The sequence below is a fragment of the Bacillus sp. FSL M7-0003 genome (assembly GCF_038628485.1).
GTDB lineage: Bacteria > Bacillota > Bacilli > Bacillales > Bacillaceae > Bacillus > Bacillus safensis.
The window spans coordinates 2,240,701-2,262,281 of record NZ_CP152024.1 but is presented as its reverse complement, the minus strand read 5'-3'; the positions used below and the strand labels follow the sequence as shown (position 1 = coordinate 2,262,281).

Genomic DNA, 21,581 nt, shown 5'->3' with positions numbered 1-21,581 from the left:
ATGGTCAATAAAAACAATGTTGAAGCAATTGACGAAGGCCTCCTAGTAAGCTATTGTGAAAGATATGGATGTAAAAAAAAGGATATGATTTAGGGAGATGTCGACTATTGAGTGCTCAAAGCCTGTGGAAAAGAAATTTTACTTATTTATTTGTTTCTAAAATGTGCAAAATTACGGCTGATAGTTTATCTTTCAACACCATCTTGTGGCTTTTAGTACTAGGAGGGAAAGGGGCCATAGGGACAGCTTTTTTTATTGCAGTCAGCTTTGTTCCTCAAGCGATTGTTGGACCATTTATTACGCCTATGATGAAGCCGCATCAATTGAAATTTTGGATGTGTTTTGCTGATTTAACACGAGGAGCGATTATCCTTGTAATCGTGGTTAGTTACTTTTATGGTTTCACACCATTATTCCTCATCATTGGCTGTATGCTGCTGCATTCGGCGACAGGAGGCTCCTATGAACCGGCATCTGTATCGATTATCCCAAAGCTTGTTCATGAGGACCTCATACAAAAAGCGAATGCAACGATCCAATCAGCAAGTCATGTAGTAAGACTTGTGACGGTCACGATTTGTGGTGTCATGATTGCATTTGTAGGCGTAGGTTATACAATGCTTGTGATCATTCCTCTTTACCTTTTGTCCGCTTTATTGGTGGTCATGATTTCATATCAAACAGAAGTCATCATCGATAAAGCCAAAAAAGGGTTATCTTACGGCAAAAGATTAATTCGAGGTTTTTCACTTGTGAGAAGCCATCATATTTTGTTTCCATTAGCGATTTTTTGTGTCTGCTCAAACTTTGCTGCGGCACCATGGGAAGCATTGTCTGTTATTTATTTAACGGAAGACTTACATAGTGGACCGGTCGTCTATTCATTCATCAAAGTCACAACCGCACTAGGCGCATTTTTGATGGGGTTTGTTTTGACAAAGATAAAAGTGAATCGGTATGGATTGCTGTTTATAGGTGCTGGGATTGTTGATGGAATCGCCTTCTTTATCACAGGTATGAACGCATTGTTACCACTTGTGTTTATATCAGCTTTTGCTTTAGGAGCAGCCATTAGTGCAGTTAACGTACCCGAACATACGATGATTCAATTGTCAGTAAAGGCAGAGGATCAGCCGCAAGTGTATGCGATCATCAACATGATTTCCTACTTGATGATTCCGTTAGGCGCCCTCATTGGCGGTTATATGGCAACCCTGTTTGGATCTGGGTATGTCATTGCGGCTGGCGGCATCATTGAAGCTGTTTCAGGTATATGTCTGCTTCTGTTTACAAAGATCGGGAAGGTAGAGAGAGCGGATTTGACGATAGAACGAGACAAACCTGCCGTAAACGCAACGTAAGCATGGCATGATTGAATGAGGATAGGTTACAATGAGGACGAGAAAACATGAGAATTTAAAATTGAAAGGGGAAAAACGATGGCTATAGCAGACGTCACCATCATTCCGATAGGCACTGAAACACCAAGTGTCAGTGCTTATGTAGCAGATGTACAAAGAATTTTAGAAGGCTTTCAACAAGAAGGGAAAATCAAATATCAATTAACACCGATGAATACGTTAATTGAAGGCGAATTATCCGTTTTATTTGAGGTCATTCAGCGCATTCATGAAGCCCCTTTTGAAAAGGGATTGCACCGAGTAGCGACCAATATTCGCATCGATGACAGACGGGATCAAACCACAACACTTACAAGCAAATTAGAAAGCGTGAATAAGCATTTAAATCAATAAAAAAAGCCTGCTAAATGCAGGCTTTTTAATGTGCAGTTGGATAACCGCTATAGATGATGGTCATGACAGTGAACCATCCAAAAACCAAAAATGTAGCGCCTGCAAAAGCGATGGCAAGTACATTCACTTTTTTTAGTGAGCGATAGATACCGAGCGCAGCTAAAATCGTGACTAGACCAAAAATAATGACGAGCATCATGTGAAAGTCCCCCTTTGTCATCAATCCCCTTGATTTCCTTTCTTTTCATTTTAACCGTTTTCATAAAGCTTGTCGAGTAGATTCCAGTTGACGATTGTTTGAATTTTTATTGAATAGCCTTCATAATAAAAAAGAATGAATAAAGTAGGTGATGAAAATGAATTGGAGAAGAATGCCACTAGGCTATGTACAAGCGAACGCATATATTTGGAAAAATGAGCAGGGAGAATGCTTAATTTTTGATCCAGGCGGTGAAGCGCAAAAGCTGATTTCCTATGTAAAAGAAAAACAGCTTACACCACTTGCTGTCTTATTGACACATGCTCATTTTGATCATATTGGCGCGGCAGATGAGGTGCGCGAAGAGTGGGGAGTGCCGCTGTATGTACACGAAAATGAAAAAGAATGGCTCACAAACGCTGAATTAAACGGTTCAGCTCGATTGATTGGGAATGGAATTACGGTCAAAGAAGCTGAAAAATTGATTACGTCAGAAGGAACGCTTCAAATTGGATCGTTTACATTAGAAATGTTCCATACACCAGGGCATTCACCAGGCAGTGTGTCTTACTATTCGGCGGAAGAGGGCTTTGTTATTTCTGGTGACACGCTATTTGAAGGCGGCATCGGGAGAACAGATTTAGTAGGCGGCAGTCAGGAAGTGCTGCTACAATCAATCCATCAAAAATTATTGTCATTGCCAGAATCAACTCTTGTTTTAAGCGGACATGGCGGGGAAACGACTGTGCTGACGGAACAGGAGCAAAATCCGTTTATTAATGGTTTTTCTCTTTAATTGCAGGCATGAAAAAAGCATCTCTTTCAAAGAGATGCTTTTTTCAATTAATGTCCGGTACCGGGAACCATGATGAAAATCGAATAATATGTAAATCCGGCAAAGAAAATCGTCAAGTACGCTCCGAAAATGTAAATATACATTCTTTCGGATAAATTCAAGTAGGATAAAAATACAAAAAGAACGGTTTGACCGAAGAACAGCAGCGATGCATCTTTCATATGTCCTAAATAGAACATGACAGCAAAAATACCCGTCCAAAAGCCAAGCACGCGGAACATGCGATTCATTTCTTTCCCTCCCCTTAAAAACCCCTTTGATTCATATTATAGCTGATCATCACTTGTTATGTAAACATTTACATTTTTGACATCATGTGAACAATTTATTTTGAATGTAGAAAAAATTTTTTTTGAAAAAATGATGAAAAAGTGTTTATGCTGAAAAGCATGAGGGTACTTACTCCATAAGAGAAAAGGTTAACGACCTAAGGAGGAAGACTAATGAGTGACATTACTTTTTATTCATACCCGAGCTGCACGTCTTGCCGCAAAACAAAACATTGGTTAAAGGCGAATCAAATTGATTTTAAAGAGCGTCACCTTTTCAGAGAAACGCCAACACTAGATGAATTAAAAAAGATTCTTTCTTTAACAACAGAAGGAATGGATGAAATTTTAGCCACACGAAGTCAGGCTTTTAAAAGCTTAAATTTAAATATTAATGACTTAAAAGTAAACGAGGTCTTACAGCTTCTCATTGAAAAACCAAAGCTGCTCCGGAGACCAATCATCATTGATGGGAATAAATTAGTGGTCGGCTATAATCCAGGAGAACTCATGAAAATATCAAAGAAGAAAGCGATTCATCAATCGGTTTCCTAATAAAAAACGAAGATCAGCTGAAACAAGCTTCAGCCGTCTTCGTTTTTGTGCTGAACTGGGCTAGCTGGGTTCGAACCAACGATCACGGAGTCAAAGTCCATTGCCTTACCACTTGGCTATAGCCCAATATCAAACGTGTAATGTTATTGTTCACCATCTGCGGTCATTTATACATAAAAGTTGTATGTCACGAGTTTTAGTGAAAAAGGAGCGAAAGAAATAAATGAAAAATGAAAAATCAAAGCAATTATACGAGTTTATCCTAAAAGAAGCCCCTGTCATGACCGAAGAATGGCTAAAAACAAGAACAGAAGAAGGCTCATTATATTCTAAACATGCTTCAGAGGAAACGGAAAAGAAGCTGAAGGAACAGAACACAGCGTTTATTCAAACCATTGCAGCCACGCTTGTGACACTGTCTGACAAAGTAGAAAACCATTTGAAAAAGTGGTCTGTTGATATTGCACGTGATCGAGCAGTGCACGAGGTGCCGTTATATGAAATCATTGGACAGTTTAAGATTTTCCGCCACATTTTCTGTTCGAGAATTGAGACATTCACCCAAGAAACAGAGCTTGAAGTGACGCTGCAAGATGTGTGTCAGTGGAATCAGCACTTTCACGCCACATTTGATGACATGATTGAGCGTTTATCAGAAGAATATGACCGTGTGACACTTAGTCAGCTGAATGCACAAAGAGAGATGATTCAAGAACTAAGTGCCCCAGTTATTCCAGTATCAAAGGAAATTGGGATTTTGCCGCTGATTGGAGAGATCGATACGTACCGGGCCAAAATCATTCTGGAATCCGTACTAGAACAGGCTTCAAGACTGCGTCTAACGCATTTATTTATTGATATTTCTGGTGTTCCCGTTGTTGATACGATGGTGGCCTATCAGCTGTTTAAAGTGGTCGATAGTGCGAAGCTGCTAGGAATTGAGACGATTATTTCAGGCATCCGCCCAGAGATCGCTCAAACTGTAGTGAAACTCGGCATTGATTTCTCAAAAGTAAATACAGAACACAGCCTTGCAAAAGCTTTAGAAAAAAGAGGATTTCGTATCTTTGAAGAGCAGCCGCAAGAAGCCACATCATGACCAAAAAACCTGTACTTGTAAAAGTCAGGTTTTTTTATATGCTCTTTTCTAAAAAATGATGTAATGCATCGTGAGTTGAGGGTTTTCATCATTTATTAGTCATGAAAATCATAAATTGCTCTTTTGTCATTCACGTTCCGCCATTCTACAATGTGATCAGAGAAAGGAGTGATCCACTTGTATGGGATTGAATATTTAAGGCAAGAGCTGCTAGAAGAAGCATGCCGCATGAGGGCTTCTGATGTGCATATTGTGCCAAAAGAAAAGGAAGCTTCGGTGTCATTTCGTGTTGACTCAGATTTAATCCAGCAGCGAACCATTGATAAAAAAAGCGGAGAGCGGCTTATTGCACATTTTAAGTTTTTATCTTCTATGGATATCGGGGAAAAAAGGAGGCCGCAAAATGGCTCACTAGCTGTGATGCTAAGAAACGGTCAAGTGTTTATTCGGATGTCTACCTTGCCGACAGTGAATGATGAGAGTTTAGTGATTAGAATTTTACCGCAGGATCATGTTCCGAAAATAAAACATCTATCATTATTTCCGAAAGCCTCAGCCAGATTATTATCCTTTTTAAACCACTCGCATGGGCTCATTTTATTTACCGGTCCAACCAATTCGGGGAAAACAACAACCCTCTATTCACTGATCCAGTTTGCAAAAAAGAATTTTAACCGAAATATTATTACCCTTGAAGATCCTGTGGAAACAAGAAATGAAGAAGTATTACAGGTTCAAGTAAATGAAAAAGCCGGCATCACATATGCCGCTGGATTACGCGCTATATTAAGACATGATCCAGATGTGATTGTGCTAGGAGAAATAAGAGATGCTGAAACGGCCAGAACGGCGATTAGAGCAGCGCTGACAGGCCATTTAGTATTGAGTACGCTCCATGCAAAAAATGCAAAAGGAGCCCTTTACCGCATGCTTGAATTTGGTGTCACGATGAATGAACTTGAGCAAACGATGGTTGCGATTGCTGCGCAGCGATTAATCGAGCTCACCTGTCCTTTTTGCGGAGAAAGATGTCAGCTTTACTGTAAATTAAATCGACCGATCAGACGAACAAATGTATTTGAACTGCTGTTCGGAAAAGAGCTTGGTGAGTGTATCAAGGAGGCTAAAGGAGAATATGCTCACTCGTCATATGAAACACTGCAAAGATTAATTCGTAAAGGAGTGGCACTCGGCTATTTATCAAAAAACACTTATCATCGCTGGGTTTATGAAGAAGCGAGTCTCTAAAGTATGGTCTAAAAAGGACCAAGCTGAATGCCTATCAAAACTAGCTCAGTTGATTCAGGCTGGATATACATTGATTGAGGCATTAGTGATGGTGAATATCCAGTTATCAAAACAACAGCGGCAGCAATTAAAACTAGGTATTCAGTGGCTTCACGAAGGCGAGCCTTTTTATGTAGTGCTGGAGAGACTCCATTTTCAGCGGGAAGTCATCGCTATACTATGTTTTTCTGAGAAGCATGGCAGTCTAGCCCGTGCTTTAGAACAAAGCGCCCGTTTTTTAGAGAAAAAAATCAAACAGTTAGACACGTTTAAACGTATGTTACGTTACCCGCTTTTCCTCATCTTCACGGTTTTGGTCGTGTTGGTACTCGTTCAGCAAATGATCATTCCTCAATTTTCTGTTTTGTACTCATCGATGGATACCCGCATGTCTTGGCTGATTCAAGGGATGTTTGGACTATTTCAATTCCTTCATGCTTTTCTTCTCATCACTAGTTGTCTGTGTATCTGTCTTATTGGATATTATGCTGTTTTTTTTAGGAAAAAGTCGACCCTTGAGAAATTGAGGGTGATGAGTAAGCTGCCTTTTTTATATAAAGGGATGCAGCTGATGCATACGTACCTTTTTTCTCTTCAGCTCAGCGGACTGCTTCAAGCTGGATTATCGATGTACGAAGGTTTGCAAGCTTTTAAACAGCAAAGCTACCTGCCTTTTCTTCAAGAAATAGGTGAACAAATGATGGAAGAGTTAAGAAAAGGAGAAAGCATGGCCCATCAAGTAAGCGTGTCTCCTTTTTTCGAAAAACATTTTGCAGCCATTATCAAGCATGGTGAAGCCAGCGGAATGCTTGCGAGAGAAATGTACACGTACAGCCAATTTCTATTAGAGAATGCAGAGCTAAAAATTGAAAAATGGATTTCTTGGCTGCAGCCAGTTATTTATGGGGTAACAGCACTTCTTATACTCATCGTGTATTTATCTATTCTTTTACCAATGTATCAACTAATGGAGCAAGTGTAAGAAGGAGGACAGAGACATGAATGATAAAGGATTTACCCTGTTAGAAATGTTAATAGTCATGCTCGTAATATCCATTCTTTTACTCATTACCATACCGAATATCACACGTCATCACCAAGCGATTCAGGCAAAGGGCTGTGAAGGGCTTAAATCAATGGTCAGCACACAAGTGATGGCATATGAATTGGAGCATGATGGGAAGACGCCATCTTTAGCTGAATTAGAAAAAGAAGGTTATGTCAAAAAGGGATTAACTTGTCCTAATGGAAAAGCGATTGTCATTCAAAACGGCAACGTGAAGCATGAATAAATTATTTTTACATGAGAAGGGTTTTACCCTGATTGAACAGCTGTTGATTTTACTTGTTTTATCGATTTTATTGTCGATCATGGGAGGGAAAATCCCAAATATAATAGAGAGCGCTGAAGCCAAAAGACAAGTAAACATCATGAAACAAGATCTTCAATTGGCATCATATACTGCATTTATCAAAAAAACACGTGTACATGTTGGGATCCATCCGCCTCATGTATCTTATCAGGTAATAGACCAAAAGAGTAACGAAGTCATTGCTTCATATCAACATAAAAAGGGCAGCATCAAAACTTCTACATTCTCGCAAGGTATCTATTTTAATGCAAACGGACATCCAAGCAGCGGTGGATCTCTCATTGTCGAATTTGGCAGTCAATCGTATAAACTGACGATTTATTTAGGAAGCGGGCGAATCCATGTTCAAAAACAATAGAGGATTTAGTACGTTTGAAACACTGTTTGCCTGTCATCTCTTTCTATTTGCTGCCTTAGTGCTCATGCCAGCCTATGAAGAACTCATGATGGGGAAAAAGGAAGTGAGAGCCAAGCTTGAAGCTTATCAGGTTTTACATGAACAGATGAATGAAGCGTTTATAAATGGGACAACATCTTCCATCAAAAAGAAGAGAGGCGAGATCACGTATGTTTTCAATTGGCGTAAACAGAAGGGATGTGTTTCATACAAAGTACAAAAAAAAGAGACCATATGCTTTCAGCATGTGGAGCGATGACAAAGCTTTTACCCTTTTACAAGCTTTGTGGCAGTTGACGCTCTTTCTATTTCTTTCTTTTGGCTGTGGGCTGATCTTTTCAGCAGTGGAGAAAGCTCGTCCATTTGAAGACATCAACGGATTTTCCCAAATGGAGTGGAAACAGACTGTTCTGCAATTAGATGAGGAATTAAGTCGTGCCGATGCTGTGAAATCAGTGAAAGATGGAAAAGCGTTAGAGTATATTTCTGATCAAGGGCGAGTGGTAACGATTGAGCCATATCAAGAGATGCTTCGAAAACGAACGGATCAAGCTGGGCATCTTCCTTTATTGCATAAGGTGAAACAATTTCACGTGAGAACGAGTCAGCATAGAGCGATTCTAAAAGTCACAGATGGATCTGGTAAAGTGTATGAAGCCGTTTTTTTCACACATAAAGGAGTGGTTCGTAAATCGTGAAAAGAGAGGAAGGGTTTATCTATCCGCATGCACTTGCGGCGATTTTATTTTTTCTCTTGATCCTAGGGGCAATAACGATGGGGTTTCAAAAAGAACTGAAAAGTGCAGAGCTGACGATTTCCTTTTATAAAAAACAGCAGCTTTTTAGGGTGGGTGTGAGTCAAGCTGCCAGCACAGTAGAACGTATTTGTGCGAAACAGAAAACCCATATTGATACTGAAGAAGGCCGTGTGACACTGAAGCGGATGAAATGCGATCATAAGAAAAAACTTGTCCTTGTTTTGGTGAAGGTGAAAACAAAAGATGGTTTATCCGATGAGCGTGAACTGATGCTGGATTGGAAGACCGGTGAAATCATGAGATGGGCAAATCCTGATTAGCCAGTGTATAAAATCATCCTCTTCCTGGAAAGACTTGAAGGAAGAAGAGGTGAATGTGCTTGAAAACAAATGACTATGTAAAATATATGACGCAGGAAATCATTAAATATATGAATACACCACGTGACGAACGGAAGGAACACAAACAAGAAAAAATAGAAACGAAACCGCCGTTTTCACAGCGTTTATTTGGGGTTCTGCCGTTTGGCTTATCCATGATGCTTAAAGAACGCCAGCGCCATCGACGAAAGTAAAAAGCCGCCCAGCAGGCGGTTTTTTTATGCCACTTTAGCTGTATTCCTCCACAACAATCACTTTATTCACCTTGTTTGAGTAAGGGTTATAGGAAATGGTGACGAATACCCCAAATTCCTTTGTATGGTCTTTTAACGTAATATGATACTGTTTCACAGATTCCTTATCGCGGTGGCGGTCCCATACTTTTTGTTTAAATAATACTTGCGTTAGCGGGTATCTTTTTTTTGCTTCTTTGACTGCCCGCGTTTCCCATTGATCTGCGGCAGCAGTCAAACCTCTCGCATCAACGGGTTTGACCTCTAGAATCATAGAACTCAGCAGTAAACTGAGCATGATTATGATTTTTCCATATTTCACTTAACATCACCTCACCTCTTCATATCCTGACCAAATCCTACATTTTTATGTAAGTTTTAAGAAGTACAAATGTCACACAAAAAAATATTGAATATGGTGAAAAAATGAGAAAATGGGAGAATTTTCTCGTAATGGTTCTTGTTTAAGAACAAAATGGACTAATTTGACGTTTTGGGTTTTATAGGTATTTCCTTATACTGTATATAATCGTTCTTTTTAAAGAACAGTTGTTCAAGGAGTTGAAGGAATGAATGAAACAGTCGCTCTTTGTACTCTTTTGTGCCATTTGTTTGATTTTGACGTCTTCCATCATGACACCAACGAATGCTTCTTTTAACGATGTTGAGCACAAAAAATTTGTCATGAAAACATGTGAAAATTTTGAACAGACAGATCAGCATTGTCAGCCTAAAAAATGGGATCAAAGTCAATTGGAGCTTATCGATCAAACGATGATCGAAGGAACAGTCTGCGCACCTCAAAAGCTGAGCATGACACTAAAAAATAGTGGACAGCCTATTGCGTACTCTGAATGGAAGTGGGAATTACATAAAATAGGAAATGGTCAGAAGCCATTACAAGATGGTCATATTCTTGAAAAGGGCTCCATAAAGTCCGTGTTATCGCAAGAAACAGCGACTGTCACGACAGATAAAGCAAAAACAAATGGAAGCTATGCATTTAAAATCTATTATCCTAAAGGGTTTAGCGCATCTGATCAGGCGTACTTTTGGTCTAAACCGATGGTGCTCTCAAAGTGTCAAGAAAAGACGTCCTAAATGGCGCTGTCTTTTAAAGTGAAAAAATGATAGGCGAAGGGGAGAAGGGGTTATGAAAAAATGGATGAAGATGTCTGGGAGTATTCTTTATGTGATGGTGTTCACGGTGATGATAGCCTCTATTATTGTCGTGTTGTCATCAAGAACAACAGGGGGAGAACCTCAGATCTTCGGTTATCAATTGAAGCAAGTATTATCAGGTTCGATGGAACCAGAATTTTCAGCTGGGTCACTGATTGTTGTAAAACAGGTCGCCTCACCTGAGACGCTCAAAAAAGGAGATATTATTACGTTTCAAACAAAGCAGGATCAGTCCTTTGTGACCCACCGAATTGTTGGGGTGAAGGGAAAGGGTGCAAATAAAGCGTTTGAGACGAAGGGTGACAATAATATGTATCAGGACGGTACGCTGGTTAAAGCGGATCAGGTAACTGCGCAGTATATGGGAGTGAACATTCCTTATGCAGGAAAGCTTCTTTCGTATGCAGGGACATCAGCTGGAACTGCTTTGCTCCTTATTATACCAGGTGTCATGCTGCTCGTTTATTCAACCATTCATTTTGTGGGCGCAGCAAAACATCGTAGACACACGGCTGATGTACATATCTCAGAGGAACAAGCTTAAATCGTTTGTAACCTAATCAGGTTTCAATAAAACAATATATTAGGGGGTTTATTCATGGCAATGAAGAAATCAATTCGTTTAGGTGTATTATCAGGGGCTTTAGGTCTTGCATTAATTGGCGGGGGAACATGGGCGGCGTTTAATGATATTGAAAAGGCAAACGCGGTCTACTCGACAGGAGAGCTGAATTTATCTGCTAAAGAGAACTCCGGCGCTATCAACCTTTCGAACTTAAAACCTGGTGATCGGATCAAGAAAGAATTTCATTTTGATAATAAGGGATCACTAGCGATAAACCAAGTGCTGATGAGTCTTGATTACAGCCAGTTTACAGATGGATCTTCCGCGAAGAATGGCGGTAAAAATACAGCTGAAGAATTTCTCAGCCAGTTTCAGGTGAGTGTTCTTACGGTTGGAGCCGAAGGTGGAAATGGTTATCCGAAAAATATTATTTTAGACCATGCAAACCTGCTTGACTTGCATCAATTAACGTCAAAACAGGATCAGACCGCATTTGAAAAGCTTCGTCATGCCGTCGATGAGAAGTTTTTACATGAAAGTGGGAAAATTAATGTAGCAACTGTTGATGGAACAGTGGCTCCAGAGTATGACGGCATTCCAAAGAATCCGTTTGATTACGATAAAATGGAAATGATCATTGAATTTGTCAATGACCAGACGAAGGATAAAGCTGGTCACTATATCCAAAATAAATACCAAGGCGATGCGATTCAAATTGATCTTTCCTTCGAAGCGACTCAGTGGAATGGTTTAACGATCAATCCAAAAAAGCATACGGATGAAAAAGGCTACGTGAAAGAAAACGAAAAAGCACACAGCGAAGATAAAAAATAAAGCCAGTCTTTAGGCTGATATCAAGGTCTGCATAGCAATTGGAGGAGTATGCGCTAAAACGTGCGCTTTACTCCTCTTCTTGCTTTTTTCTCCAGATTTGATAATCTAAAAATTCACGAAATTGCTTTTTCGAAACCCCTGATGTCATTGCATCTCGAACTAGTTTTTCCCATTCACTATCTAATTGACCATCGTATTCGGTTTCATCTTTTTCGTTTAAAAGTGTATGAACCGAGACGTCCAGAACAGCGGAGACTTTTTCAAGAAATTGAATGGAGGGGTTTGTTTGCAAGTTTCTTTCTATTGAGCTTAAATAAGACTTCGCTACCCCAGCCTTTTCGGCCAGTTCTGATAGTGAGTAGCCTTTTTCATTGCGGTATTGTTTAATACGCTGGCCAATCAATGTCATCACCTTCCTTTCGATATTATAGCACATTCAGAAAGGTTTGATAGAATGACTTCTTACCAGAGGGGGAGACTCAGAGGACTTTTCATTTGATTTGAGGAAATGACGGACTTCTTCAACTGTTAATCCTGCCTTGCGAGCTTCGCGTAATAATTGAACCCATTCACTGTCTAATTTGTTCGTTTTCTTTTCCATACAAATACCCTCCTAAAATACTGAATCATGTATTTCAGGCACTTAACGCATGAAATGGAAAGACATAGGTGGTAAGACCTCATAGTTTGCTTGCGTCATGTTTCCGCCCAATACAAACAGACAAACTTAGCTTTAGACTGATCGAAAATCGTATGTCACATAAAAGGGGAGGGGACCATGAGTCAACCTCCTCTTTTTTGCTGTAAGTAAAAAAGTCCGCCATTTTCAATCGTAAGACTGATTTTTGGTTCGTATAAAGTTTTGAGTGCTTGTCTTTCTATTTCATATTCTACAGATGTGTCTGAAGTCCCTTCATAAAATTGGTTTAAAAGTTCGAAGTCTTCCTTCCATTTTTGAACGGCTCGCACTGCCCAGTCGTCCGGCTCCTCATGGGCATAATGCTCCATAAGGCTGTAGAGCCGTTTGATTCCGCTCTCTGGCTTAATCATTGTGCTCATCGTAAAGCAATAATCGGGAATTTGAGACGACAGCTCACGAGCTTCCAGCTTCTCTTGAAATTGTTCAATGACTTCTCCGCGAATGAGATGAAGGCCTAATGATAAAAGTTTATCCTTCTTCCGGTCTGCAAGGTAAGAAATTTTTACATTGAGACCAAGCCATGGCTCAAGGGCGATCTGGTTGTTCGTTAGCGGGCTGACTCGTTCATAAAGCCGGATAAAACGGCCCTGCTCTTTGACCGTCTCAAATATTTGAAATAACCGAGGGGAGCCGAAATGAATGAATTCACCACTGATCGTATCACCCGCTTTTTTTTGATCTGTGATCAAAGTCAATTGCCGCGGTTCAGGTACACCGCCAGTTTTTTCAAGCCAGTGCCAATAAAAAGGACGGTTCATAATCAATTTATCCATTTCAATTGTCAGCTGTACGGTCATATGTCCTGCACTTTCTTCTAATATGCTGCATTGATTCGCCTTGAAAAAACGGAGAAGAAAGGTGTGAATGTCATGCTGCTCCATTGATCAACTCTCCTTTATGAGCCTTGCTGTCTTTTTTCTAAAAGTGGTGTTTGTGCTTCAGTTAAATAAGAAGCAAACTGGGTTAATTTCTTTTTCATGTCTCCGCCTGGTTCATGCTGGAAGAGGATTTGATGCAATTCTGTTTCGACATCTTTAATATCAATTCTTGTTAAAATATCATCTAAATCGCCTATGACGTTTTCAAACAACTGAATTTTTTCATATAAAAGCTTTAAAATATGCTCTTCAACTGTTCCGCTCGTTGCCATATTGTAAATGTGGACATCTCGCTCTTGGCCAAGGCGGTGGATACGTCCAATTCTCTGTTCTAAACGCATCGGGTTCCACGGGAGGTCGTAGTTAATGATTTGGTTACAAAACTGAAGGTTGATCCCTTCGCCGCCAGCTTCTGTCGCAATTAACACTTGCGCCCGTTCTCTGAATAAATCTTTCATCCAATCTTTTTTGCCCCGCTTAAAGCCGCCCCGAAATGGCACAGAGCTGATGCCATTTTGCTGTAGAAACCATTGTAAATAAATTTGTGTGGCGCGGTATTCGGTGAAAATAATGACCTTCTCATTTAACTGCTGAATGAGTTTGACCACTTCAAGCGCCTTTGAGTTTTGCTCCACTTGATTGATTTTCTCCATGATTTGCGTTATTGCAGAAGATCCGAGAATATGCTTTTCTTCTTCCTGCATTTTCTTAATCGTCATATAAACTGCTTCACGGCTTGAACAGCATTCTCGTTCCAAGGTCATAATGGAAAACATATGCTTTGTATAAGAAGGATTCTCTTTCAGCTTGCAGATTTCATCATACAATGCTTGTTCTGTCGGAGAGAAATCAATGGAAATCGTTTTGACATGCCGCTTTGTCCACTCGATGCCTGTGTCTTGTCTTCGGTTTCGAATCATCACTTTATTGACGAGCTGTTTTAATCGGTCATGGTCTTCAAGCTGCAAGTCCTTTTTGGCAAAGATATCTTTAAATTGATGTTCATTTCCTAGGTGGCCTGGCTTCAGAAGAGAAACAAGATTAAATATTTCTCCGATCCGGTTTTGAATAGGTGTGGCTGTCAGCAGCAGGCAGAACTTCTTATTCAGGTTTCTCACAAATTCATAGTTTTTCGTTTTATTGTTTTTCAGTTTGTGTGCTTCATCGATAATGACCATATCGTAGGCAATCGATAAAATCGTGTCTCGATGCGGCTGTCTTTTGGCTGTGTCAATAGAGGAAACGACTACGTCACACTGTTCCCATACATAGCTCTTTTTTTGTTCAACAGCATCAATATAAAATTTCGTCCGCAGCTCCTGTACCCACTGAGATACAAGAGAGGCGGGGACGAGAATGAGAATCTTTTTGGCAAGTCCACGAATCATGTATTCTTTGATAATGAGTCCTGCTTCTACGGTTTTTCCAAGTCCCACTTCATCTGCTAGAATGGCTTTCCCATTCATTTCTTCTACGACTCTTCTGGCTACTTCAAGCTGGTGCTTTAAAGGTGTGAATGCAGGCAGGTGCGCGGGAGCTTGCAGTCCCTCGAATGAATCAATGGCTGTGACTTTTTGAACCTGCGTCGCTAAACGATACATATCCCAGTTCGCCCAGGGGCCGTCTGCTGAAAGCCGCTGCTGAAATTCATTTGCCCATTCCTGATCAAAAATCGTTTGAATATTCATTGTGGTCGCCTGCCTTTCTTTCTAGTAGGATCTGATAAAATTGTTCTGTTTTTAAACGCTTCATTTTTTTGGAGGTCTCTAAAAGACTAGATATATGAATAAAAGCGAACGATATCGAAGGATTATTTTAAAAATGTTAATGATTTTTCTGTTGCTCTTCATCCATTTCTAATGGTAGGATGTTGATAAGTGATCTAGAAAATAAGTCACCCATTTTGATAGTATGTCCAATAAATGTGAAAAATATGAGCGGATGATGGTATGGGGAGAGACTTGGCGGTTATTTTGCACTGGCAGGCGCCGAAGGAGCAAGCTGAATGATTCAGTGAATCTCTCAGGCAAAAGTACTCTTACCGGACGCAACTCTGGAGAGTGTTTGCTTAAGGGTTTTAGCAAACCACCAAAGGGGAAAACGCACAATGATATTGTGCTGTAAACTTTCAGGTGCAAGGACAGAGACTTCTTTTTGATAAAAGGGAGCGCTCTGTCCTTTTTTGCTGTGATTTTTTCTGAAAATTCAGCTTGCATTTGCACTGTGAGAAAAAAGGGGGAAAAGATTGATGTTGAAACGAACACCGCTTTTTCATGCGTATGAAACGTTTGGCGCAAAAACCATTGACTTCGGGGGCTGGGAATTACCTGTCCAATTTTCTTCCATTAAAGAAGAACATGAAGCTGTTCGAACAAAAGCAGGGCTTTTTGATGTGTCTCACATGGGTGAGGTGGACGTCAAAGGTCAAGATGCCCTTCCTTTTTTACAAAGGTTATTAACCAATGATGTGTCTAAGCTGACAGACGGTAAGGCACTATATACAGCCATGTGCTATGAAGATGGCGGAACGGTAGATGACCTGCTCGTCTACCAAAAAGAAAAGAACCACTATTTACTTGTCATCAATGCATCAAATATCGATAAAGACGTGGATTGGCTTTTGAAGCACCAAGAGAAGGATGACGTATTGATCAAAAATATATCTGATCAAACCGCCTTGCTAGCGCTACAAGGACCTCTTGCAGCTGACATCATCAAAGAGGTGGCGGATGAAGAGGTGACATCGCTTAAACCTTTTACGTTTTTATCAAAAGCTGAGGTCGCAAATAAAGAAGTGCTCGTTTCCAGAACAGGCTACACAGGGGAAGATGGCTTTGAAATCTACTGCCAGTCAGAAGATGCGGTTCACCTGTGGTCAGCTTTATTAAAAGCAGGGCAACCAAAAGGGTTAATACCGTGCGGACTCGGTGCACGTGACACCTTGAGATTTGAAGCAAGGCTTCCGCTTTATGGCCAGGAGCTGACAAAGGATATCTCTCCATTAGAAGGTGGGATTGGTTTTGCTGTCAAAACGGATAAAGAAGCTGATTTTATCGGAAAAGCTGCACTTAAAAAACAAAAAGAAGAGGGACTGAAGCGAAAGCTTGTCGGCATTGAAATGATTGATAAAGGGATTCCGCGTACAGACTATCCAGTCTTTTCAGGAGAAAAGCAGGTTGGGATTGTCACAACGGGCACTCAATCCCCAACATTAAAGAAAAATGTCGGGCTTGCTTTGATCGAAACCTCAGAGGCGGAGCTTGGATCAGAGGTGGAAGTACAAGTTCGCAAAAAACGTTTAAAAGCCAAAATCGTCGCAACACCATTTTATAAAAGAGCCAAATAACGAGGGGGAATAGAGGATGAAGCACAGGTATTTGCCGCAAACAGAGCAAGATCAAAAAGAAATGCTGGATGTCATCGGCGTTCAGTCGATTGATGAGCTTTTTTCAGATATCCCAGAGAAAGTTAGATTCAAAGGAGCATACAACATCAAAGAAGCCGCATCTGAAACAGCGCTTGTCAGGGAATTATCCCGACTAGCTGCAAAGAATAAGGATACAGTTTCCTATGCATCGTTTCTTGGTGCAGGTGTATATGATCATTACCAGCCTGTCATTGTCGATCATGTGATCTCACGCTCTGAATTTTATACAGCGTATACACCTTATCAGCCGGAGATTTCGCAAGGTGAGTTGCAAGCCATCTTTGAATTTCAAACAATGATTGCTGAGCTGACTGGTATGGATTTTGCCAACTCCTCGATGTATGATGGCGGGACGGCACTGGCTGAAGCGGCAATGCTCGCTGCGGGACACACAAAGAAGAAAAAAGTGGTTGTTTCTGAAACGGTTCATCCTGAATCAAGAGCGGTGCTGAAAACATATGCCAAAGGACAAAACATTGAAGTTGTTGAAGTGCCTGCGAAAAAAGGGCAGACAGATCTAGCTGCATTGGAAAAAGCGGTCTGCGATGATACAGCAGCAGTTCTCGTGCAATATCCAAACTTTTTTGGTGTCGTCGAGCCGTTAAAAGACATTGAACCCATTGCACATAAAGGAAAAAGCCTATTCATTGTCTCTAGTAATCCCCTCGCACTCGGACTATTGACGCCGCCTGGAAAACTCGGGGCAGATATTGTCGTTGGTGATGAGCAGCCGTTCGGCATCCCGGCTGCATTTGGCGGACCTCACTGCGGATATTTTGCTGTGACGAAAAAGTTGATGAGAAAAGTGCCAGGTCGTTTAGTCGGACAGACAGAAGATGAAAATGGTGTTCGTGGATTTGTTCTGACCCTTCAAGCGCGTGAGCAGCACATTCGAAGAGATAAAGCGACGTCAAATATTTGCTCAAACCAAGCATTAAATGCATTAGCTGCTTCTGTTGCCATGACGGCACTAGGGAAAACAGGCATAAAAGATATCGCCTATCAAAACGTGCAAAAAGCCCATTATGCCAAGACGCAGGCAGAAAAATATGGACTGCAGGCGGATGTAGATGGGGCTCATTTTAATGAATTTGTGATCAAGTTACAGGAGCCTGTGAAAGAAGCCAATAAACGATTGCTTGAAAAAGGAATCATCGGCGGCTACGACTTGGGGCTAGACTACCCAGAGCTTCAGCAGCACATGCTTGTAGCCGTGACAGAGCTAAGAACAAAAGAAGAAATTGATACGTTTATCAAGGAATTGGGGGATCGCCATGAATAAACAAGATCAGCCGCTTATTTTTGAATTATCTAAAGAAGGAAGAATAGGGTACAGCCTGCCTGATTTAGATGTACCTGAACAGGAGATCCCGTCTTTATTTGATGAGACATACATCCGTGATGAGGATGCTGAGCTTCCTGAAGTATCTGAGCTTGATATTATGCGTCATTATACAGCATTATCAAGACGCAATCATGGGGTTGATTCCGGATTTTATCCTCTTGGCTCTTGCACGATGAAATATAATCCAAAGATTAATGAAAAGGTTGCACGCCTTGCAGGGTTCTCGCAGGTTCATCCGCTACAAGAGGCAGACACTGTACAAGGTGCATTAGAATTACTATACGATCTAGGTGAACATCTTGAAGAAATTACGGGAATGGACGCTGTGACATTACAGCCGGCGGCAGGAGCACATGGCGAGTGGACGGGACTCATGATGATCCGTGCGTATCATGAAGCAAGGGGAGATCATCAGCGTACAAAAGTCATTGTGCCTGATTCTGCTCATGGAACGAACCCGGCATCTGCGACAGTCGCTGGATTTGAAACCATTACCGTCGCATCTGACGAAAACGGGCTTGTTGATTTAGAAGATTTACGCCGCGTTGTTAATGAAGAAACAGCTGCTTTAATGCTTACAAACCCGAATACACTAGGCCTCTTTGAAGAAAATATTTTAGAAATGGCTGAAATCGTTCACGGAGCGGGCGGTAAGCTTTATTATGACGGAGCCAACTTGAACGCTGTTTTAAGCAGAGCAAGACCAGGAGATATGGGATTTGATGTTGTCCACTTAAATCTTCACAAAACCTTTACAGGCCCGCACGGAGGCGGAGGTCCTGGTTCAGGTCCAGTTGGCGTTAAAAAGGATTTAATTCCGTATTTACCAAAGCCGGTGCTTGTGAAGAAGGAAGGCCGTTTTTACTTTGATCATGACCGTCCAGAATCAATTGGACGCGTGAAGCCATTCTATGGCAACTTTGGCATTAACGTTAGAGCTTATGCGTACATCCGCTCTATGGGGCCAGACGGTTTAAAGGCTGTAACCGATAATGCCGTGTTAAATGCGAACTATATGATGCGCCGCTTAAGTGCTCATTATGATTTGCCGTTTGATCGTCACTGTAAGCATGAATTTGTCCTTTCAGGTAAACGTCAGAAAAAATTAGGTGTGCGGACACTGGATATTGCCAAACGATTACTTGATTTCGGCTACCATCCGCCAACGATCTACTTCCCGCTCAATGTAGAGGAATGTATCATGATTGAACCGACTGAAACAGAATCAAAAGAAACACTTGATGCATTCATCGAAGCAATGATTCAGATAGCGAAAGAAGCAGAAGAGAATCCTGAAGTGGTGCAGGAAGCGCCGCATACAACGGTTGTCAAACGTATGGATGAAACAAAGGCCGCACGGAATCCAGTTCTCGTTTTTGAAAGAAAATAAAGAAAAAAGACTCGGGGGGAATCATGCTCCCAGAGTCTTTTTAGTTAGTTCTTCGTTTTAATGCGGCCGCCCCATTTTTTAAAGCCGCCTTTTAAATTATAAATCTCACGGCAGCCGTTTTTACGTAAAGTTTGGGCTGCTTTTCCGCTTCTAAAATTATTTTGACAATAGAGATAAACAGGCTTGTCAGGACGTATTTCATTTTTGCGCTGCTTTAGTTGGGAAAGGGGGATATTTCTTGCCCCTAAAATATGTCCGCCTTCAAACTCATTTGGCTCTCTCACATCAATGAGCTGGGCTTTGCGGTAACCTTTAATAAATTCTTCTTCCGTCAGCGTTTTCATAATGCGCTGCTGATAAATGTAGCTGCCGATGGAATAAAGAACGAAAAGTCCACAAAGTGCGAGGACGATATAGTTGAATATTGACAATACAACTCGACTCCTTCTTGAGCATCAGCACAGTAGCCTGTCTGATGGTACGTTTTAGACAAATACTATTATAGTAAAGCATAAGAAACTTGTCATCATAAATGGTAAGAATTATTTTCAATTCCGTCCCTATTTGATAGACTGATGAAGAGAGAAAACCGGTGGTCACCACCATCATCTAACATTGACTACGTAAAAGAGAAGGGATTTTATATGCAAAAAGAGAAATGGTGTTTCATTGATTCAGGAAACCAAGACCCTGCCTTTAACATGGCAATGGACGAAGCCTTGCTTTATTGGCATAGCGAGAAGCTCATTCCGCCTGTTATCCGCTTTTATGGATGGAATCCGGCGACATTATCTGTTGGGTATTTTCAGAACGTTGAAAAAGAAATCAACCTAGAAGCCGTCAAGCGATATGGTCTTGGATTTGTCCGCAGACCAACCGGAGGACGGGGAGTACTTCATGACCAGGAGCTGACCTACAGCGTGATTGTGTCAGAGGAACATCCAGAAATGCCAGCGACGGTGACAGAGGCGTACCGCGTTATTTCAGAAGGCATTTTAGAGGGCTTTAAAGAGCTGGGACTCGATGCGTATTTTGCCATTCCTCGTACAGATAAAGAAAAGGAAAGCTTAAAGAACCCAAGATCATCTGTATGCTTTGATGCCCCTTCTTGGTACGAGCTTGTTGTAGAAGGAAGAAAGGTAGCGGGCAGTGCTCAGACGAGACAAAAAGGTGTCATTCTCCAGCATGGATCTATTTTAATTGACCTTGATGAGGACAAATTGTTCGATTTGTTCCTTTATCCAAACGACCGGGTGAGAGAGCGGATGCAGCGAAGCTTTAAAAACAAAGCGGTTGCCATCAATGAAATCTCAGACCGAACATGTACAATAGACGATGCGCGTGCTGCGTTTAAAAGAGGGTTTGAAAAAGGATTAAATATTGAGCTTGAACCTTATGAGCTGACAGATGAAGAATTAGCGTTTGTCCATCATCTCGCAAAAACGAAATATGCCTCAGATGATTGGAATTACAAGCGTTAAGCCGAAGGACACTCCTTGTTTTTTAATGAACGATGGTGTAGAATTGGGTTGATTATTAAGTAAAGGTGCATTATGGAGGGGTTTTATGACTACACCTAGTATGGAAGATTACATTGAACAAATTTATATGCTGATAGAAGATAAAGGATATGCCAGAGTCTCTGATATTGCAGAAGCACTCGCTGTCCATCCCTCCTCTGTAACAAAAATGGTTCAGAAGCTAGATAAAGATGAATACCTCATTTATGAGAAGTATCGTGGTCTAATTTTAACCCCGAAAGGCAAAAAAATTGGAAAACGTCTCGTATACAGACATGAACTGCTAGAGCAATTTTTAAGAATCATTGGTGTAGATGAAGAGAAAATTTATGATGATGTAGAAGGCATTGAACATCATCTCAGCTGGAACAGCATTGACCGCATCGGCGATCTCGTTCAATTTTTTGAAGAAAACGATGAGCGATCTGTTCAGCTGAAAGCGATTCAAAAGAAAAACGAACAAACAAATCAAGAATCTTAATCAAAAAGGACACCCTCAGCATGGGTGTCCTTTTTGATTAAAGTTCTAATTGAAAGCAAAAGCTCCTACACTATTATTAGCGTGAAATCAAAGGGGGCT

29 protein-coding genes, 1 tRNA gene and 1 riboswitch are annotated in these 21,581 nt (G+C 40.9%); of the genes, 21 read left to right on the top strand and 9 right to left on the bottom strand.

Going from position 1 to position 21,581, the window contains the following annotated elements:
* The first annotated feature begins 107 nt into the window (after positions 1–107).
* Together MHI23_RS11570 and MHI23_RS11565 are read left to right on the top strand one after the other, a co-directional pair.
* A complete protein-coding gene (locus MHI23_RS11570; protein ID WP_342491969.1) occupies positions 108–1,361 on the top strand; it encodes an MFS transporter in 1,254 nt (417 codons plus the stop codon).
* Between the two features lie 78 nt (positions 1,362–1,439).
* Complete coding sequence (locus MHI23_RS11565; protein WP_024427984.1) at positions 1,440–1,754, top strand: MTH1187 family thiamine-binding protein; 315 nt, start codon at positions 1,440–1,442, stop codon at positions 1,752–1,754.
* 25 nt (positions 1,755–1,779) lie between these two features.
* Here MHI23_RS11565 and MHI23_RS11560 read toward each other — a convergent pair whose 3' ends face one another.
* Entirely contained in the window at positions 1,780–1,953 is a 174-nt protein-coding gene (locus MHI23_RS11560) for a DUF2759 domain-containing protein (RefSeq protein ID WP_003217333.1), read from the bottom strand.
* 157 nt (positions 1,954–2,110) lie between these two features.
* On the opposite strand from MHI23_RS11560, the gene MHI23_RS11555 reads away from it, so the two are divergent.
* Positions 2,111–2,749: an MBL fold metallo-hydrolase gene (locus MHI23_RS11555; RefSeq protein ID WP_024422981.1), complete on the top strand. Its 639-nt coding sequence runs from the start codon at positions 2,111–2,113 to the stop codon at positions 2,747–2,749.
* 47 nt (positions 2,750–2,796) lie between these two features.
* Here MHI23_RS11555 and MHI23_RS11550 read toward each other — a convergent pair whose 3' ends face one another.
* A complete protein-coding gene (locus tag MHI23_RS11550) occupies positions 2,797–3,039 on the bottom strand; it encodes a DUF2626 domain-containing protein (RefSeq protein ID WP_003217440.1) in 243 nt (80 codons plus the stop codon).
* 213 nt (positions 3,040–3,252) lie between these two features.
* Between MHI23_RS11550 and MHI23_RS11545 the strand changes: the two genes are divergently transcribed.
* Positions 3,253–3,633 carry a Spx/MgsR family RNA polymerase-binding regulatory protein gene (locus MHI23_RS11545; protein ID WP_007501232.1) on the top strand — a complete coding sequence of 127 codons (381 nt, stop codon included), beginning with the start codon at positions 3,253–3,255 and terminating at the stop codon, positions 3,631–3,633.
* 55 nt (positions 3,634–3,688) lie between these two features.
* Here the strand turns inward: MHI23_RS11545 and MHI23_RS11540 are convergent.
* Positions 3,689–3,759, bottom strand: a tRNA-Gln gene (locus tag MHI23_RS11540).
* Between the two features lie 97 nt (positions 3,760–3,856).
* Here MHI23_RS11540 and MHI23_RS11535 point away from each other — a divergent pair.
* The 9 genes from MHI23_RS11535 to MHI23_RS11495 all read left to right on the top strand — a co-directional run bounded on the left by MHI23_RS11535 (position 3,857) and on the right by MHI23_RS11495 (position 9,121).
* Positions 3,857–4,732, top strand: a complete 876-nt coding sequence (locus MHI23_RS11535; RefSeq protein WP_024422979.1) for an STAS domain-containing protein — start codon at positions 3,857–3,859, stop codon at positions 4,730–4,732.
* Positions 4,733–4,909: 177 nt separating this feature from the next.
* A complete protein-coding gene (comGA, locus tag MHI23_RS11530; protein WP_041117979.1) occupies positions 4,910–5,980 on the top strand; it encodes a competence type IV pilus ATPase ComGA in 1,071 nt (356 codons plus the stop codon).
* A complete protein-coding gene (gene comGB / locus MHI23_RS11525; protein ID WP_125586580.1) occupies positions 5,961–7,001 on the top strand; it encodes a competence type IV pilus assembly protein ComGB in 1,041 nt (346 codons plus the stop codon). The genes comGA and comGB overlap by 20 nt, the downstream gene beginning before the upstream one ends.
* Before the next feature lie 16 nt (positions 7,002–7,017).
* A complete protein-coding gene (gene comGC, locus MHI23_RS11520) occupies positions 7,018–7,311 on the top strand; it encodes a competence type IV pilus major pilin ComGC (RefSeq protein WP_024422977.1) in 294 nt (97 codons plus the stop codon).
* Positions 7,304–7,750: a competence type IV pilus minor pilin ComGD gene (comGD, locus tag MHI23_RS11515; protein WP_125586578.1), complete on the top strand. Its 447-nt coding sequence runs from the start codon at positions 7,304–7,306 to the stop codon at positions 7,748–7,750. The genes comGC and comGD overlap by 8 nt, the downstream gene beginning before the upstream one ends.
* Positions 7,734–8,048 (top strand): competence type IV pilus minor pilin ComGE, encoded by a 315-nt coding sequence (comGE, locus tag MHI23_RS11510; protein ID WP_025092974.1) that lies wholly within the window; start codon positions 7,734–7,736, stop codon positions 8,046–8,048. The genes comGD and comGE overlap by 17 nt, the downstream gene beginning before the upstream one ends.
* Complete coding sequence (comGF, locus tag MHI23_RS11505; RefSeq protein ID WP_335374388.1) at positions 7,960–8,487, top strand: competence type IV pilus minor pilin ComGF; 528 nt, start codon at positions 7,960–7,962, stop codon at positions 8,485–8,487. Before comGE ends, comGF begins: the two co-directional genes overlap by 89 nt.
* The gene (comGG, locus tag MHI23_RS11500; protein ID WP_125586574.1) at positions 8,484–8,867 is read left to right on the top strand and encodes a competence type IV pilus minor pilin ComGG; all 384 of its coding nucleotides are present in this window, start codon (positions 8,484–8,486) and stop codon (positions 8,865–8,867) included. The genes comGF and comGG overlap by 4 nt, the downstream gene beginning before the upstream one ends.
* 59 nt (positions 8,868–8,926) lie before the next feature.
* Positions 8,927–9,121, top strand: a complete 195-nt coding sequence (locus MHI23_RS11495) for a YqzE family protein (protein WP_056767455.1) — start codon at positions 8,927–8,929, stop codon at positions 9,119–9,121.
* Positions 9,122–9,155: 34 nt separating this feature from the next.
* Here MHI23_RS11495 and MHI23_RS11490 read toward each other — a convergent pair whose 3' ends face one another.
* Positions 9,156–9,434 carry a DUF3889 domain-containing protein gene (locus tag MHI23_RS11490; protein WP_171464609.1) on the bottom strand — a complete coding sequence of 93 codons (279 nt, stop codon included), beginning with the start codon at positions 9,432–9,434 and terminating at the stop codon, positions 9,156–9,158.
* Positions 9,435–9,733: 299 nt separating this feature from the next.
* Between MHI23_RS11490 and tapA the strand changes: the two genes are divergently transcribed.
* From tapA to MHI23_RS11475, 3 genes are read left to right on the top strand one after another with little or no spacing between them, the layout of a single operon-like run.
* Positions 9,734–10,261, top strand: coding sequence for an amyloid fiber anchoring/assembly protein TapA (gene tapA, locus MHI23_RS11485; protein ID WP_326161475.1), 528 nt, complete (start codon positions 9,734–9,736; stop codon positions 10,259–10,261).
* Between the two features lie 52 nt (positions 10,262–10,313).
* A complete protein-coding gene (locus MHI23_RS11480) occupies positions 10,314–10,886 on the top strand; it encodes a signal peptidase I (RefSeq protein WP_024422971.1) in 573 nt (190 codons plus the stop codon).
* Positions 10,887–10,940: 54 nt separating this feature from the next.
* Positions 10,941–11,741 (top strand): TasA family protein, encoded by an 801-nt coding sequence (locus tag MHI23_RS11475; RefSeq protein ID WP_326161477.1) that lies wholly within the window; start codon positions 10,941–10,943, stop codon positions 11,739–11,741.
* Between the two features lie 67 nt (positions 11,742–11,808).
* Here MHI23_RS11475 and sinR read toward each other — a convergent pair whose 3' ends face one another.
* From sinR to MHI23_RS11455, 4 genes are all read right to left on the bottom strand, one after another.
* Positions 11,809–12,144, bottom strand: a complete 336-nt coding sequence (gene sinR / locus MHI23_RS11470) for a transcriptional regulator SinR (protein WP_024422969.1) — start codon at positions 12,142–12,144, stop codon at positions 11,809–11,811.
* A 33-nt stretch (positions 12,145–12,177) separates the two neighbouring features.
* Complete coding sequence (locus tag MHI23_RS11465) at positions 12,178–12,342, bottom strand: anti-repressor SinI family protein (RefSeq protein WP_073206269.1); 165 nt, start codon at positions 12,340–12,342, stop codon at positions 12,178–12,180.
* A 182-nt stretch (positions 12,343–12,524) separates the two neighbouring features.
* Positions 12,525–13,322 (bottom strand): YqhG family protein, encoded by a 798-nt coding sequence (locus MHI23_RS11460; protein WP_326161478.1) that lies wholly within the window; start codon positions 13,320–13,322, stop codon positions 12,525–12,527.
* A gap of 14 nt (positions 13,323–13,336) precedes the next feature.
* Complete coding sequence (locus MHI23_RS11455; RefSeq protein WP_024427994.1) at positions 13,337–15,007, bottom strand: SNF2-related protein; 1,671 nt, start codon at positions 15,005–15,007, stop codon at positions 13,337–13,339.
* Positions 15,008–15,260: 253 nt separating this feature from the next.
* A riboswitch (glycine riboswitch) is annotated at positions 15,261–15,367 on the top strand.
* A gap of 200 nt (positions 15,368–15,567) precedes the next feature.
* Here MHI23_RS11455 and gcvT point away from each other — a divergent pair.
* Genes gcvT through gcvPB form a run of 3 tightly spaced genes read left to right on the top strand, consistent with a single transcriptional unit; the run spans position 15,568 to position 19,481 of the window.
* Positions 15,568–16,665: a glycine cleavage system aminomethyltransferase GcvT gene (gcvT, locus tag MHI23_RS11450; protein WP_339239978.1), complete on the top strand. Its 1,098-nt coding sequence runs from the start codon at positions 15,568–15,570 to the stop codon at positions 16,663–16,665.
* A 16-nt stretch (positions 16,666–16,681) separates the two neighbouring features.
* Positions 16,682–18,028: an aminomethyl-transferring glycine dehydrogenase subunit GcvPA gene (gene gcvPA, locus MHI23_RS11445; protein ID WP_342491968.1), complete on the top strand. Its 1,347-nt coding sequence runs from the start codon at positions 16,682–16,684 to the stop codon at positions 18,026–18,028.
* Complete coding sequence (gene gcvPB / locus MHI23_RS11440; protein ID WP_149126479.1) at positions 18,021–19,481, top strand: aminomethyl-transferring glycine dehydrogenase subunit GcvPB; 1,461 nt, start codon at positions 18,021–18,023, stop codon at positions 19,479–19,481. Before gcvPA ends, gcvPB begins: the two co-directional genes overlap by 8 nt.
* A gap of 44 nt (positions 19,482–19,525) precedes the next feature.
* Here the strand turns inward: gcvPB and MHI23_RS11435 are convergent, their stop codons facing one another.
* Positions 19,526–19,906, bottom strand: coding sequence for a rhodanese-like domain-containing protein (locus MHI23_RS11435; protein ID WP_087978357.1), 381 nt, complete (start codon positions 19,904–19,906; stop codon positions 19,526–19,528).
* A gap of 219 nt (positions 19,907–20,125) precedes the next feature.
* Between MHI23_RS11435 and MHI23_RS11430 the strand changes: the two genes are divergently transcribed.
* Positions 20,126–20,962, top strand: coding sequence for a biotin/lipoate A/B protein ligase family protein (locus tag MHI23_RS11430; protein ID WP_024422962.1), 837 nt, complete (start codon positions 20,126–20,128; stop codon positions 20,960–20,962).
* Between the two features lie 85 nt (positions 20,963–21,047).
* Positions 21,048–21,482 (top strand): transcriptional regulator MntR, encoded by a 435-nt coding sequence (mntR, locus tag MHI23_RS11425; RefSeq protein ID WP_024422961.1) that lies wholly within the window; start codon positions 21,048–21,050, stop codon positions 21,480–21,482.
* Positions 21,483–21,581 lie beyond the last annotated feature (99 nt).

Coding starts and splice junctions, on each gene's coding strand:
- MHI23_RS11565 (WP_024427984.1), top strand. CDS start 1,440: ATGGCTATAGCAGACGTCACCATCATTCCGATAGGCACTGAAACACCA.
- MHI23_RS11560 (WP_003217333.1), bottom strand. CDS start 1,953: ATGATGCTCGTCATTATTTTTGGTCTAGTCACGATTTTAGCTGCGCTC.
- MHI23_RS11555 (WP_024422981.1), top strand. CDS start 2,111: ATGAATTGGAGAAGAATGCCACTAGGCTATGTACAAGCGAACGCATAT.
- MHI23_RS11550 (WP_003217440.1), bottom strand. CDS start 3,039: ATGAATCGCATGTTCCGCGTGCTTGGCTTTTGGACGGGTATTTTTGCT.
- MHI23_RS11545 (WP_007501232.1), top strand. CDS start 3,253: ATGAGTGACATTACTTTTTATTCATACCCGAGCTGCACGTCTTGCCGC.
- MHI23_RS11535 (WP_024422979.1), top strand. CDS start 3,857: ATGAAAAATGAAAAATCAAAGCAATTATACGAGTTTATCCTAAAAGAA.
- comGB (WP_125586580.1), top strand. CDS start 5,961: ATGAAGAAGCGAGTCTCTAAAGTATGGTCTAAAAAGGACCAAGCTGAA.
- comGC (WP_024422977.1), top strand. CDS start 7,018: ATGAATGATAAAGGATTTACCCTGTTAGAAATGTTAATAGTCATGCTC.
- comGD (WP_125586578.1), top strand. CDS start 7,304: ATGAATAAATTATTTTTACATGAGAAGGGTTTTACCCTGATTGAACAG.
- comGE (WP_025092974.1), top strand. CDS start 7,734: ATGTTCAAAAACAATAGAGGATTTAGTACGTTTGAAACACTGTTTGCC.
- comGF (WP_335374388.1), top strand. CDS start 7,960: ATGTTTTCAATTGGCGTAAACAGAAGGGATGTGTTTCATACAAAGTAC.
- MHI23_RS11490 (WP_171464609.1), bottom strand. CDS start 9,434: ATGATTCTAGAGGTCAAACCCGTTGATGCGAGAGGTTTGACTGCTGCC.
- tapA (WP_326161475.1), top strand. CDS start 9,734: ATGAAACAGTCGCTCTTTGTACTCTTTTGTGCCATTTGTTTGATTTTG.
- MHI23_RS11480 (WP_024422971.1), top strand. CDS start 10,314: ATGAAAAAATGGATGAAGATGTCTGGGAGTATTCTTTATGTGATGGTG.
- MHI23_RS11475 (WP_326161477.1), top strand. CDS start 10,941: ATGGCAATGAAGAAATCAATTCGTTTAGGTGTATTATCAGGGGCTTTA.
- MHI23_RS11465 (WP_073206269.1), bottom strand. CDS start 12,342: ATGGAAAAGAAAACGAACAAATTAGACAGTGAATGGGTTCAATTATTA.
- MHI23_RS11460 (WP_326161478.1), bottom strand. CDS start 13,322: ATGGAGCAGCATGACATTCACACCTTTCTTCTCCGTTTTTTCAAGGCG.
- MHI23_RS11455 (WP_024427994.1), bottom strand. CDS start 15,007: ATGAATATTCAAACGATTTTTGATCAGGAATGGGCAAATGAATTTCAG.
- gcvT (WP_339239978.1), top strand. CDS start 15,568: ATGTTGAAACGAACACCGCTTTTTCATGCGTATGAAACGTTTGGCGCA.
- gcvPA (WP_342491968.1), top strand. CDS start 16,682: ATGAAGCACAGGTATTTGCCGCAAACAGAGCAAGATCAAAAAGAAATG.
- gcvPB (WP_149126479.1), top strand. CDS start 18,021: ATGAATAAACAAGATCAGCCGCTTATTTTTGAATTATCTAAAGAAGGA.
- MHI23_RS11430 (WP_024422962.1), top strand. CDS start 20,126: ATGCAAAAAGAGAAATGGTGTTTCATTGATTCAGGAAACCAAGACCCT.
- mntR (WP_024422961.1), top strand. CDS start 21,048: ATGACTACACCTAGTATGGAAGATTACATTGAACAAATTTATATGCTG.